Here is a 14,374-nt window from a genome sequence, read left to right as displayed (position 1 = left end):
CGTTATCCACAACCGGCGAAACCTCTGCTGATGCGAGCTTGACTACTTACGTGACTGGTTTGTCGTCCCCCGACTGCGTGCCGTCAGCATCATCGTCTTCACGATTGAGCGGGGGCAAATCTCCGCTCAACAACCGCGCGAGGTCCTCATCAAAGCTGTCGGCTGCAGCCGGTGCATCGGTGAGCCCAAGCCGCACGAGCAGGGTCTGTGGATCATCGACCTCGTCACCCGTCGGCAGGAGATCAGGATGTGACCAGAGGCCGTCACGCGTTGCCGCGTCACTGTGTTCCTCGACAAGCCGCCACATGGCCGCGGCTTCGCGCATGCGGCGCGGACGCAGCTCGAGGCCAGCGAGCGCGGAGAATGCGCGCTCAGCAGGGCCCCCAGCGGCGCGACGACGACGCACCATCTCGGCAATGGCGTTTGCGCCTGGAAGACGCTTCGTCGCCTGCTCAGTGACGACGTCTACCCAGCCATCGATGAGTGCAAGCATCGTCTCAAGGCGGGCGTGCGCAGCTTCTTGCTCCGGAGTCTTTGGCGGAATGAGGGCACCGCTTGTGAGCAACGCTTGGAGTTCTTCGGTCTGCGACGGGTCAAAGTCGCGTGCAAGGTCTTCCATTCGCTCGGTATCGATGCGGATGCCACGGGCGTACTCAGTGATCGCCGAGAGAAGATTCAGTCGCAACCATTTGGTATGCCTGAACAGTCGCGCATGTGCGAGTTCACGGACTGCGAGGTACAGCGTGACAGCCTCAATGTCTTGATCGAGTCCCTCAGTGAACGCCGCAACACCTGAAGGTAGAAGCGCGCCGCCTTCTTTGCCTGGACCTGAGAACAGTGGAATGCCGACATCCCCAGCAGACACCACCTCGCCAGAAAGCCTGCCAACGATCGAGCCAAGCTGCATCGCGAAGAGCGCACCGCCGACGTTACGAAGCATTGGGCCTGCTTGCGAGAGGAGTCCCTGCCGCATTTCTTCTGGCACCTGGCTTTCCAAAGCTCCAAGCAGCGCATCAGAGATCGAATCTGCAACGGGCTCAGCGAGTCCGATCCAGGTGTCGATGCTTTGCTGAACCCACTCGATCCGGGTGATGGTTCGAGGTGCATCTTGGGTGGTGCCGAGGGTGGTGACCTCGTCGAGCCAGAGCGACGCGACGGGGAAAGCGCGTTCAGCTGCTGCCGGATCCGCCGCTGCCGTACCGCCAGCAGCTTCGATCGCGGACTTCCGAGCGAGCGACCAATCAACACCATCAGAGCTGTTATTCATTGCGCCGCGCAACGTCTCGAACATCTTCTTCAACGCTGCTGGGTCTCCGGGCAATCCAGCTGCCCCGGCAAAGGTCTCTGGATCGAAGCCACCCTCCGGCATTCCCTTGCCCGACAACATGTCGCGCAGAATGCGCTGCAAATCCTCGAAGTCGTCGTTCGAACCAGACCGGTCAAAATCGTCTGCTCCCATGGCACCCTCCCTCAAGCGTGAATAGATTTAACGCTACGGCAAGAGGCTCGGTTTCGCCTGCTAGATTGGCCTCCGTCGCCCGTATTTCGTTGCGCCGAGTGCGAACAGCAGCCCGAGTGCACGATCCGCGAAACGACACATTCCCACCAGGAACGCAGCGAGGAGCGCAATGAGCTTGGAACCGGTCGATACTCAGCGAACGTGGCGCAAGCCGAGTGGCACCACGATTGCCTCGATCGTTATCGTCCTTCTGGTACTCGTCGGTTTTATCCCGTCAGGCTACGTCGTGGAACGGCCTGGGCCCGTTGTCAACGTGCTGAGCGAAATTGAGCTCGAAGACGGTCCAGTTGACGTGATTGAGAGCACTGACGGATCTGGATATGAGACGCCCGGCGTGCTGAATCTCCTGACCGTATCGGTGCTCGGTACCCCGGAACGCAGCGCAAGCCTGTTCGAAGTGATTCCTACGTTCTTCGATGAGACGCAAGACCGCAAGCCGCTTGCCGAAATGTACCCCGAGGGAATCACGGGCGACGAGCGTAAGGAACTCAGTGCAGCAATGATGGAGTCCTCGCAGTCGACGGCGCTCATTGCCGCCTATGCTGCGCTCGGCGAGGACATCGCAATTGAACTACGCGTGCACGAAGTTGTCGCTGGCGAAGCCGCAGACGGAGTATTGCAAGCCGGTGACGTGCTTGTGTCAGCCAGCGGCGTGCCTGTGACGAGTCTTGAGGAGTTCCGGGCGTTGCTCACAGAGCGAGGTGCTGGGACGCCGCTTGATATCGGCATTCTGCGCGATGGCGAGGCAAAAACCGTCAGTGTAACACCCAAGCAGCCGGCAGACGCCGAGACGCCTCGCATTGGCGTGACGCTCACTCAGCACGCAGACATTCCCGACACCGTGAAAATCCATCTTGAAGACATCGGAGGACCCAGTGCAGGACTCGTATTTGCACTCGGCGTGATCGACCGACTGTCCGAGGGGGACATGTTCGATGGGTTGAAAGTGAGCGGCACTGGCACTATGAGCGCGCAGGGGAAGGTCGGCGCAATTGGGGGTCTGAAGCAAAAGATGTGGGCGGCGGATCGCGCAGGCACTGACCTGTTTCTCATGCCCATCGAAAACTGTGCGCAGGTACCAGAAAATGTGCCTGCCGGATTGACCGTCGCACCCGTTGCGACACTTGATGAAGCGATCACTGTTGTCAAGGAATATCAGAACGGCACGAAACCAGCCGGACTCGAACTGTGTAAAGCCAGGTAACTCGTCAGCTCGGACAGGTAGGGTGGTAGAAACCTTGCCCGCGGTGTCTTGAGCACCGGCGACGAGAAAGCGTGTAATGGCAGACGTGACCGACCCGATTGTTACTGACCCCGCCCAAACGAGGAAGTTTTCACCACTCGCGATTACTGTCGTGCTCGTGGTGGCTCTCGTCATTGCCTTTTTGGCAGTAGCGGCGGTATTCACCGAAGTGTTGTGGTTTAGACAGGTGGACTACCTCCCCGTCTTTGCTACGCAGTGGATTGCGGCGGCGGTGATGTTTGTTGTTGGATTCCTTGGGATGGCGATTCCGGTCTTCCTGTCGATCGACATTGCCTACCGTAAGCGACCGGTCTACGCCCGGCTTACCGCTCAGCTTGATCGCTACCAAGAAGCATTTGAGCCCATTCGCCGCGTGGTGAAGTGGGGCCTTCCGGCGGTCATCGGTCTGTTCGCGGCAACCGCGGCAGCTTCCAGCTGGCAGAAGGTCATGCTGTGGATGAACAGTTCGCCCACAGGAACGACTGATCCGCAGTTCGGACTGGACGTCTCCTTCTACCTCTTTACGCTGCCAATTTGGCAGTCGGTGCTTTCCTTCGCTTCAGCCGTTGTTCTGATTGCCCTGATCGCAGGAGTTTCAACGAGCTTCCTCTACGGCGGTATCTCGATTGCTGCACGTGAGTTCCGTGTGTCGAAGGCCACCCGAATTCAGGCTGCGGTTCTCGTGGTGTTGTTCCTCCTCATTCAGGCAGCTAGCCTCTGGCTCAGCCAGTACAGCACGCTTACTGAGACGTCTGAAATTGGCACCGGTGCGATGTACACCGGCGCGAACGCTGTGATTCCCGGCAAGCAGATTTTGGCGGGTATCGCAGCGATCGTTGCTGTGCTCTTCCTCATTACGGCGTTTACCGGTAAATGGCGTCTGCCGGTAATCGGCACCGCGCTCTTCGTCGTCTCGAGCCTGGTGCTCGGTGTTGGCTACCCCTGGACTGTCCAGCAGTTCAAGGTCACCCCTGATGAGAAGAGCCTTGAATCTGAGTACATCAAGCGCAATATTGATGCGACGCGTGCCGCGTACGGCCTGGATAAGGTCCAGATTGAACGCTACGACGCGAACACCGACGCTGAACCCGGTGCGCTGCGCGATGATGCGGTTGCAACTTCGAACATTCGCATTATGGATCCGGAGCGGATCGCCCGTACGTTCTCTCAGCTTGAGCAGAGCAAGCAGTACTACAAGTTCCCGAATAGCTTGAATGTTGACCGTTACGTGATTGACGGCAAGGTGGAAGACACCGTTTCAGCGGTTCGCGACATCGATATTTCTGGTCAGAGCGGCTGGTACAACAAGACTCTTGTGTACACGCACGGCTACGGTCTTGTTGCTGCCTACGGTAACCAGCGTTCACCCGGTGGTGAACCCGTATTCCTCGAGAGCGGCATCCCAAGTGCTGGCAAGCTCGGCGAGTTTGAGCCTCGCGTGTACTTTGGTATGAACTCACCTGAGTACTCCATCGTCGGTGGCGACCGAAAGAAGTCGATCGAGCTGGACTTCCCTGCCGACGCTGAAGCCCCTGCGGCCGAAGCCTCTGCGGAGGGTGAACCTAGTGAGAAGACCGATGAAGCGGCTGCTGAATCGACAGATTCTGGTCGCCCAAATTTCACTACCTTCGAGGGTAACGGTGGACCGGTTCTGAATAACCTGTTCACGAAGATGATCTACGCGCTCAAGTTCCAGGATGTTGAGTTGCTACTCTCCGGCGATGTGGCAGACAACTCGCAGGTGCTGTACGACCGTAATCCGCTCGAGCGTGTGCAGAAGGTCGCTCCGTACCTGACCCTTGATGAATCACCGTACGCCTCGGTCGTTGACGGCAAGATCGTCTGGATCATCGACGGGTACACGACGTCTGCGAATTACCCGTACTCGCAGGTGAGCGACATGAACGCGCTCATCGCCGATGCTGATACCGAGCGTCAGTCGCCGCTGCCGAAGAACGTGAACTACATTCGCAATTCGGTGAAGGCAACAGTCGATGCGTATGACGGCACCGTCAAGCTCTACGCCTGGGACGAGACCGATCCCATCTTGAAGGCATGGCAGTCGATCTACCCTGATTCGTTCACTCCCGTATCTGAGATGAGCGGTGATCTGCTGAGCCACGTCCGCTACCCGACGGACCTCTTCAAGATGCAGCGTGAGGTTCTGAGCAAGTACCACGTAACCGATGCTGGTGCCTTCTACTCGAAGGAAGACGCATGGCGTACACCGAGTGATCCTGTTGCATCATCATCGAGCGATGGTGGCCAGGCGCTCGCCCAGCCGCCGTACTACCTGACGCTTTCGGCTGGTCAGGACGCAGAACCGAACTACTCGATCTATTCGACCTTCATCCCCGATGCGCGTGGTGAGAACGCGCGAGATATCTTGACCGGTTATCTCGCAGCAAACTCGAATGCCGGGTCTAAGGACGGCGAGATATCAGAGGATTACGGCACACTGAAGCTGCTCACTCTGCCCAAGGGCAACACCATCGCTGGCCCCGGCCAGATGCAGAACAACTTCAACACCGACCCGAAGGTGTCGACTGAGTTGAACCTGCTTCGCCAGGGTGGCACCAAGGTGGTCAGCGGTAACTTGCTGACGCTCCCCGTTGGTGGTGGACTCCTGTACGTCCAGCCTGTCTATATCGAAGCTTCGTCGGGCACGCAGTTCCCGCTGCTGCAGAAGGTGCTTGTCTCCTTCGGTAGCGATATTGCGTTCGAAGACACGCTTGATGAAGCACTGGATTCGCTCTTCGGTGGTAACTCGGGCGTCTCCGCCGGCGATAGCAACCTTGCCGGTGGCGACACCGGCGCGGAAGGCTCCGGCGACACCGGTGAGACCTCCGGCGGTGGCGAGAAGCCAGCCACGTCTCAGAGCACCAAGGACATCTTGAAGCAGATGCAGCAGGCGATCGAAGATCGCGATGCGGCAATGAAGAAGGGTGATTGGACCGCCTATGGCAAGGCTGACGAACAGCTGCGCCAGGCGCTTGAGGCCGCTCTCGCCAGTGAGTAGTTGAACCCATACATAGGGAGGCCCCGGAGCTTTTGCTCCGGGGCCTCCCTATGTTGTTCGCACCTTTGGCTGTAGAGGCCTACGGTTGCGGCTTGAGCTCATTCAAACACTGCGTGACAGTTGGCGTGGTGCATGCATGCGGCGGTGGCGTTCACTGCATAACTCAGCGCAAGCTGAAGCAGAGGTGTTTCTAGAGGCCGTTGTGCACTCACTGATGTTGCTCACAAGTATGTTGACGCCTTATCGAATGTGAGGTGCAGGGCTGATCTGATTCGTCAGGCAGTGTGGGATTCGCCATGAAAAGCCGGAAGGCCCTGATCTGCAATAGATCAGGGCCTTCCTCATAGTTGCGGGAGCAGGATTTGAACCTACGACCTCCGGGTTATGAGCCCGGCGAGCTACCGAACTGCTCCATCCCGCGGCACATCTATTAGCGTAGCGGTCAAGATCGCTGAGTACCTAAACCACCGGCCGCGTTGGGCGCGTCACGCCGTTTCGCGCACGGGTGCGGGCATGCACCTCAGCTCAGAGGTATTCCGTAAATTTGGCGCACAAAAGCCGGAAGGCCCTGATCTGCAATAGATCAGGGCCTTCCTCATAGTTGCGGGAGCAGGATTTGAACCTACGACCTCCGGGTTATGAGCCCGGCGAGCTACCGAACTGCTCCATCCCGCGGCACATCTAAAACAATACACGCCTGAATTCGATGAAGCGAATCGGCGCGGAAAACAACTCATTTCGGGCGTGGCGAGGGCTGTGCATAACTGCCCCTTGACGATGGTAGGCACGCACAATCATTGGCATCGCGGACGAGTCGCGAATTGAAAGGAGCAGATTGTGCAATCCCCAGAAGCAAAGACTGAACGGAAGTGGAAGGCGACTTGGCGAGCGCTTTTGGGGGTGCTTTCGATGTTGATTGTCGCGAGTTCAGGGATTGCCCCGCCGTTGAACGGGGTGTCTCAGCCAGCCAACGCAGCGACTTTTGGGCCTGGGGTGTGGACCGCGGAGTGGTTTATGGGTTCATATAACGTCAGCGGCACAAACGTAGTGGTCTACTGCCTAGAGCCAGGTGCTGAGACACCGCTTGGGGCTCAAACACCAGGCGAAGCGGACGTTCAAACGTTGCGTGGGTACTGGACGAGTGGGAAACGGCACTTCGTTGAGCCGTACAGTGATCCTGCTGGGCTGCGTCAGATGGCTTATATTCTGCACAATTTTGGGGCTCCCTTGCATCTTGCGGCTGATGCGAACGTGCGCGCCGCCGCAACGTCGCTCGCGATTTGGATCATTCGCAGCGAAGGTGACCCGTGGCTGAACGAGCATGTGATTCGTAACCGCCGGGCAAGCGGTGCCACATGGGTGGCACTTGCCGACCAGATGGTGAGAGAAGCGAAACTCAATGCCAAGCCAACTCCTGCCGCTGTAGACGTTCAAGCACCGATCATCACGTGGGATGGTGACGACCGTCTGACAGGAACGATTGATGCGTTCGCAGGGACGACCAGCTTGCAGCTACACGGCGCGATTGTTCGAGAAGACCCAGGACTCGGAGTCAGCCTTTCTACGGATCGGCGCACCGTGTCGATCACCGATGGTCAGCGGCACTCGATTCGCTGGACACAACGATTGGAAATGGCGGATGGCAGTGACGTAGGCCCCTCGGTGAGTGGTGCCTGGGAACTCGTGCGTAACGGATGGCCGGCAGCGATGACCGTCTTCGCAGGGAAGAGTTCCTCCGGCCAGCAACAACTTGGTATGGCCAAGCCTGAACAGACGCGTCGCTCTGGAACCTGGGGGCGTGCGGCGCCAGCAGAACGGACGTTTCGCCCGACACTTACGACGCAAGTAGACGCAGTGCGACTTACTCCGTCTGACGCGCCAACTGATCGGGTCACGATTGTGGCGGAGGAGGGAAGCCCCTGGCCAACCTACGTCTCTGGTGAGGAGCAACGCTTCAGGGAAGTGCGAGCCACAGGCACGCTCTATGGCCCACTTCGATCTCGTCCCCACAGCAAGCTCGACATTGATTCATTGCCGGTGGCCGCGCAGGTAACTCTTGTTGCTGATGTCGGACCTGGGACATACGAGGTCCAGGCACCCGCTGGCTCTGCGAGCGCAGTCGGCTTCTACTCGTGGGTGTGGAAAATCGCAGGTGTAGACCAGGGGAGCCAGCTACAAACGGGGGATCCCGCGGCATGGCACCTGAACTCGGAGTACGTGTTTGCTGATGAGCTCGGGTTGGAGTCGGAAACTCACGTGCAGCCTATGCGTCCGGTCCCGCTCACGGAACTTGAGGACGAAACGCTGCCAATCGGCGGATCAACGATTGCTAGTTGGAAAATAGGTTTGCTTGACGATGCCTGGCTTGGCGAGTCGGACGGAGCGGTGCCGCTGGTGATTCGCGCGACGATGTATGAAACTTCAGGAGAAGTGCAGCCACGAGATCATGCTCCTGAGACTGCCGGGGTTCTCTCAACTGACTTCATACCTGTGACACGACCGGCAGACTTGGACCCGTCCTCACTGGGGCTCTCGAAGCCTGCGCTCATTCGATCAGGACAACTTCTTTCAACCGTCCTGAAATCTGCGGCGGGGCGGGCGGACCAGTCATATGCGGCACCGCCTGTTGACCAAGCGCGCCTTCGTATCGAGGTGCCGCGGGAAGCCCGTGGCGGGGTGACAGTCCAAGCTTGTGTATTGCAGGAGGATCAACCTGTAGAAGTCCAGCCTCTGATCTCTGATACCTGTGACGTCTGGGGTTCACCGACGGCTTCGGCCAGGATCGAAGTTCCGCACGCAACCACTCAAGCCCAGGAATCAGTTGCGGTGGGTGAGTCAATGCGCGATGTCGCAGCAATTCACGGTCTGCTTCCTGTCGGTATGCAGACCGAAGTGACCTTCACCGCGTACTTGCAGCCGAGAGCTGGGATGCCTCGGTTTGATGAACAGTGGCGAGGGGAGTCACCTGGGAAAACTTGGTCAGCAGCCGAGGCAGCGAGCGCGTCTTGTGAGTCCCAACCCGTATCGACAACCCCCGCGGTTCCTGTCGAGAGGAGTGATGCGGAGTACCACTCGCCGCCGGTGATTACGCGAAGTGAGGGAACGATTTTTTGGGTGGAATCCCTCGTGGCGAAAGATGATCGAACAGGAGAAGAAATCCTGCTGCACCGCGGAACATGTGGGTTGGAGAACGAACGCACGGTCGTGCACCCGAAAACGAAGGCTTCGCTCGCCGCTACCGGTGGCGGGAATCGACTGGAGCAGCTGCTCTGGGGTATTTGTGTGACCTTCGGGGGAGGAGCGACTGTAGTGGCTTGCGTGGTTCGAAGCCGGAGGAAGCGTTCCCGACAGTAAATATCTGCTTCGAGACGGTGGTTTCTCCTTGTTGGCCAAAGGGATGCAGCGTGTTTGCAGGTTTCGCTCGTTAAAAACATAGGAATTCGCGAGAAGCTAGTACACACCAAAGACCAAGAAGGAAACCGCTCATGGCGAATACCCCAGATACTGAACAGCCGAACTCGACGACGACGCCGGATTCAATGCTTTCTGCTCCGGCGACTCCTGCGCCCGCTGCGACGCCTGACCAGGCGGCTCCGCCAGCGGCTCCGACGGAGGCCACCGTGCCCGCCGCTCCCGCGGCGATGACCACTGAGGTCCCTGCGGCTCCAGCTGCTCCTGCTCCCGCGCAGCATATGCAGGCGACAGAAGTTCTGCCGCCCGCAGGCGATGAAGCTGGTGGTGTACCACCGCTTCCTCCTGCAGGTGGTCAGGGCGGCGCAAGTTTCGGCATTCCAGCTGAGCCCAAGAAGCCAGCTGACAAGAGCAAGGGAAATGTGCTTCTCGTTGGGCTCGCAATCGGTGCGTTGCTCGGTGGCATCGTCGGTGGGGGCGTCGCGGCGATCGTATCTGCGAATGCTCACCCCGCGACGACCGCGGTGAACCAGAGCGCAGTCACGTTGAATAACCCAGAGACCGTGACCGATGTCACACAGGTAGCGCTCGTTGCGACCCCAAGCGTCGTCACCGTCATGGTGCAGGGTGACGGATCGTCGGGCTCCGGATCAGGCGTCATTTACGGCAATGACGGGTACATCATCACGAACGCGCACGTCGCGCTTCTCGACGGTGCAACCAGCTCTCCCACGATTCAGGTGAAGCTGCATGACGGCAGCACCCGTAAAGCTGAGCTTGTTGGCACAGCGCCCTACACAGACATCGCCGTGCTGAAGGTTGATCCTAAGGGACTCACGCCGATCAAGGTTGCAGACTCAAACGAGGTAAACGTTGGCGACCTTGCGGTTGCAATCGGCGCTCCAATGAGTTTGTCGAACACCGTCACAAGTGGCATCGTCAGTGCGTTGAACCGAGGCATCACTGTCGGAAGTCCGCTCGTACCGAGCGACCCGAACAACCAGCCTGAGGGCGAGTCAAATTCGCCTTGGGACTTCAGGTTTGATGCGCAGGGGCAGGATCAGAAGCCGACTGGTGCAGTGACGCTTCCCGTGATCCAGACAGACGCGTCAATCAACCCAGGCAACTCGGGTGGCGCACTCCTCAACGGGGCTGGCGAACTTATCGGTATAAACGTCGCAATCGCATCGCCGGGAGCAACCGAAGCTGGTGCTGGTAGCGCTGGTCTTGGCTTCGCAATCCCTGCAAATGCAGCTGCCCGCGTAGCGGATGAGATCATCGCTGGCGAGAAACCGTCATACGGCTTGCTCGGTGCGAGTGTGGTCGACGCAAGCCAGGACACCGATGCAGATGCGCAGCTTGCCGGTGGATTGATCGCTGAAGTCGTCCGCGGTGGCGCAGCGGCGAAGGCAGGGCTCAAGCCCGGTGACGTCGTCACTGCAGTTGACGGTGTTCCAGCCGCAGATGGTGTCACTGTCTCAGCGCTCGTCCGTACTCACGGCGCAAACGAGAAGGTCACTGTTGATTACTCCCGTGCAGGCGTGCCTGGGCAGGTAGAAGTCACCCTCGGAAGCCTGGACTGGTAATCACCACCAGCTCTGAAAACACACTGTGCGGCAGAACCACATCGGTTCTGCCGCACAGTCGTATTCGGCCCAGCCATATGCCCTACAGTTGATGAGATGAGCACGAGCCGGTTTCACTTTGCCACGGGTAATCTCGCCAAACTGCTCTCGATACCTGCGTACGCCTTTGGCTGGCTGCTTGCGTGGTTCGTTCCACGTAGACGCGATCGCTGGGTTTTCGGCAGCGGAATTGGAGTCGGCGAGGGGGCACTCGAAGTCGCCAAGCGTCTGCGAGCCCGTGAACCGCACGCCGAAATATTTTGGTCGATTGCTTCAGGGGAACACAACGAGGCAGAGACAGCGCTCGCCGCGGCTGAAGGGTTCATCCCTCTGCAACGCGATACCTGGCGAGGTTTCTGGACCACGCTTCGGGCCCGCCACCTGATCGTCACGCATGGACTCGGCGACGTGAACCGGTATGCGCCGTTTCGCGCGCTCGTCGTGCAGCTGTGGCACGGTGCGCCGCTCAAGCGGATCCACCTTGATTCGCCGGTAACGATGACCTTCAGCGGACCAGCTCCGCTTCGCGCCGTCCTCCGCCGGATGTATTTGCGCGGTACCCGACAGGTCTCGCTCTTTGTCGCTGGTTCCGTCGAGTCGGCTCAGCGCATGCGGTCCGCGTTCCGTGTCCAGCCAGGCAAAGTTCAGGTCCTTGGCGACGCCCGTGATGATCAGCTCATCCTGCAAGCGGCAGATCCCGAACGTGCAGCAGCTACTCGACGCACGGTGTGTGAGCTGCTCGACCCCGCGATTGCTGCAACAGACACCATCGTGTTGTACGCGCCGACGTGGCGCGACGGTGAGACCGATGCAGCCGTGCCAACAATTGCGGAAGCCGCTGCGCTCATCGCGCAGCTCGAACGCTCACGAGCGCACCTTGTGATCCGCTCGCACCCGCTGGGGGAGGGCGACTACGCGCACCTTGTCGGTGAACGCGTTCACCTCCTCTCGAGTGAAACTGCGCGTGACATTACCCCGCTGCTCGGCGCCTTTGACGTGCTCATCACTGACTACTCATCGATTGCGGTTGACTTCTCGCTCATGCAGCGGCCGATCATTTGGTTCGCTCCGGATCTTGCGCAGTATGAAGCGACGCGAGGCCTGTATGAGCCGTTCCACGTCACGACCGCTGGGCGCGTTGACGCGACCTGGGGTGCCGTGCAGACCCGCATCGCCCGTATGTGTGAAGTCGGCAGTCAGGAGCGCAGGGAAGCCATTCGGCAGGCAAAAGCCTTCGCGCACCGGTTCCACGAGTTCACAAGTGGTGGGTCCGCAGACCGTGTCCTAGATGCCATTGCTCGTCTTGATACGCCTGCCGCTGAACTTGTGCCAGCAGACGCAGTCTTCTTTGAATCGTTCTATGGGCGCCAAGTGAGCTGTAACCCGCTCGCAATTGATCGCGAGATCGCGGCTCGGTTCCCAGAGACGCCTCGCTACTGGAGTATCACGAGCGAGAATCAAGTTGTACCGGCCGGGGCAGTTCCCGTGCTCGTCGGCGGGCACGAATGGCAAGCAGCTCGCAAACGCGCGGCTTTCATCATTGTCAATGATTGGCTCCGATTTGGTTTCAAGCCCCAGCGCCGACAGGTCGTTCTGCAGACATGGCACGGCACGATGCTGAAGCACCTCGCACTCGGTCGGCCTCATGTGTCACTTCGGACGCGGATCGCGATCCGCCGCGAAAGTGCGCGTTGGTCACTGATGCTCTCCCAGAATCCTCATTCGACTGAGCAATTCCGCAAAAGCTATGCGTTCCGGGGCGAGATCCTTGAGTCGGGCTACCCACGAGATGACAGGCTGGCGCAGGCGGTCGTACAAGACCGTGATGGTGTGACAGAGATCAATCCAATTGTGCGGCGCGCAGCTCGCGATGCCCTTGGAGTGCCTGAAAGCACACGTGTGCTGCTGTACGCGCCAACGTGGCGTGAGCGTCAGGTTGGACCGAGCGATGATCTTGATGTCAATGCACTCGCGCAGCAGCTCGGAGACGACTGGACCGTGATCGCCCGTGGCCACACGCGCACCCATGACCTGGGCGGATACGCAACGCGGGGGAGCGGCAACGTCATCGACGTGTCACATCATCCAGACATCAATGACGCGCTGCTTGCGTGTGATCTCCTCGTCACCGATTATTCCTCTGTCATGTTTGACGCGGCAGTTTCGCGTACGCCAACAGTGTTCTTTGCACCCGACCTTGCTGCATATCGAGATAGCGAGCGGGGCTTCACCTTCGACTTTGAACGTGAAGCGCCTGGTCCAATTCTGACTACTCGAGCAGCAGTTGTTGAGCACGCAGTCGCGCTCGCTGCCGCTGGCGATTGCGCGCCATGGCGTGAAGCATACGCTCCAGCAGCGGCTGCTTGGCGCGAGAAATTCACCCCGTTCGACGACGGGATGGCAGCTCAGCGGGTCGTAGATGCGCTCGTCGAGCGCGGTTTACGAGGCTGACTCACGCTGTGTGCGTTTCGAAACCTGGTTAAGCGATTCGCGACCGGTCAACAACCTTGCCGCCGCCGAAGACGATTCCGCGCAAGAATCCTGTGCCCCACGCAGTGTGCATGGTCACGAGGGTGACTGCCGTCAACCAGCGGTCGCGAAGCCCCCGCTGTTCCGGGATCCGCGCGACTGCGAACAGGATGCCGAGCACGTACAGCGCTGCTGGCGCCCAGAGGAGTGACCAGAACGAGGCGAAGGGCATGACGCCGCAGACCTGCAACAGCAGGGTGATGAGGCTCGCCGCCAAGCCAATGACTAGGGTTCCAGGGGCGAAGAACCGCCAAGGGTTTGCACCACCGTACTTGCGTACGAGCACAGCGCGCCAATTGCCTGTCGCGAAGAACTGACGTGCGAGCGCGCCGAAACTCGCCCGCGGCCAGTAGGTGACACCGAGTTTCGGTTCAAACCAAATGGTTTCGCCGAGATTGCGGATCCGGAGGTTCAGTTCCCAGTCTTCACCGCGCAGAATAGCGGGGTCGTACCCGCCCACACGATCAAGTACGCTCCGTCGGAAAACGCCGAGGTACGCCGATTCAGCCGGGCCGGGGGTGCCATCGCCGTGGTACGCGCCGCCGCCGAGCCCAAAGGGACTGTTGTACCCGCGGGCAATTGCGCGCTGAACGTCAGTCGCGCCCGCAGCTCGCATGACTCCGCCAACATTCGCGGCGCCAGTTTCGCGAAGTGCTGCGATCGCGACTCGCGTGTAGTCAGGGGTGAGTTCTGAATGAGCGTCTACCCGCACGATGACCGGGAAGCGGCTCGCAGCGATTGCATGATTTAAGCCTGCTGGGATATCACGTTCTGGATTATCGACGAGGACAACCCTTGGATCACGTGCGGCGATCCGCGCTGCGATTTCGTTGCTCGCATCGTGTGATGGGCCGAGCGCGAGCACGATCTCTTTCTCACCGTCGTAGTCCTGCGCGAGGATCGTTTCGACAGCTGCTTCAAGGAACCCCTCCTCATTGAGGACGGGCATGATGTAGCTCACTGCTGGCTGCTCTGGGAGGGGTTCGACTGCGGTCACGTCACGATCTTCCCATACCTGCCCGGTATCC

The 14,374-nt window shown here is 59.5% G+C and carries 7 protein-coding genes and 2 tRNA genes; 5 read left to right on the top strand and 4 right to left on the bottom strand.

Features of this window, described 5'->3' with window-relative positions; genetic code table 11:
* Nucleotides 1–46 precede the first annotated feature (46 nt).
* Complete coding sequence (locus FW756_RS08400) at nucleotides 47–1,459, bottom strand: zinc-dependent metalloprotease (RefSeq protein ID WP_446429718.1); 1,413 nt, start codon at nucleotides 1,457–1,459, stop codon at nucleotides 47–49.
* 169 nt (nucleotides 1,460–1,628) lie between these two features.
* Between FW756_RS08400 and FW756_RS08395 the strand changes: the two genes are divergently transcribed.
* A complete protein-coding gene (locus FW756_RS08395) occupies nucleotides 1,629–2,723 on the top strand; it encodes a YlbL family protein (protein WP_446429717.1) in 1,095 nt (364 codons plus the stop codon).
* 76 nt (nucleotides 2,724–2,799) lie between these two features.
* Nucleotides 2,800–5,781 carry a UPF0182 family membrane protein gene (locus FW756_RS08390; protein WP_446429716.1) on the top strand — a complete coding sequence of 994 codons (2,982 nt, stop codon included), beginning with the start codon at nucleotides 2,800–2,802 and terminating at the stop codon, nucleotides 5,779–5,781.
* 347 nt (nucleotides 5,782–6,128) lie between these two features.
* Here the strand turns inward: FW756_RS08390 and FW756_RS08385 are convergent.
* Nucleotides 6,129–6,202: transfer RNA gene (locus tag FW756_RS08385), tRNA-Met, on the bottom strand.
* A gap of 180 nt (nucleotides 6,203–6,382) precedes the next feature.
* Nucleotides 6,383–6,456 (bottom strand) — tRNA-Met (locus FW756_RS08380).
* Nucleotides 6,457–6,618: 162 nt separating this feature from the next.
* Between FW756_RS08380 and FW756_RS08375 the strand changes: the two genes are divergently transcribed.
* From FW756_RS08375 to FW756_RS08365, 3 genes are all read left to right on the top strand, one after another.
* Nucleotides 6,619–9,135: a hypothetical protein gene (locus FW756_RS08375; protein WP_446429715.1), complete on the top strand. Its 2,517-nt coding sequence runs from the start codon at nucleotides 6,619–6,621 to the stop codon at nucleotides 9,133–9,135.
* A 131-nt stretch (nucleotides 9,136–9,266) separates the two neighbouring features.
* Nucleotides 9,267–10,778, top strand: a complete 1,512-nt coding sequence (locus tag FW756_RS08370) for a S1C family serine protease (protein ID WP_446429714.1) — start codon at nucleotides 9,267–9,269, stop codon at nucleotides 10,776–10,778.
* Between the two features lie 96 nt (nucleotides 10,779–10,874).
* Nucleotides 10,875–13,268, top strand: coding sequence for a CDP-glycerol glycerophosphotransferase family protein (locus FW756_RS08365; protein ID WP_446429713.1), 2,394 nt, complete (start codon nucleotides 10,875–10,877; stop codon nucleotides 13,266–13,268).
* A gap of 28 nt (nucleotides 13,269–13,296) precedes the next feature.
* On the opposite strand, the gene FW756_RS08360 is transcribed toward FW756_RS08365, so the two are convergent.
* Entirely contained in the window at nucleotides 13,297–14,343 is a 1,047-nt protein-coding gene (locus tag FW756_RS08360) for a glycosyltransferase family 2 protein (protein WP_446429712.1), read from the bottom strand.
* Nucleotides 14,344–14,374 lie beyond the last annotated feature (31 nt).

The organism is Leucobacter sp. 1207-22 (assembly GCF_052850455.1).
Note: the sequence above shows the minus strand (reverse complement) of the source record. Positions and strands in the feature narration are given on the sequence as shown.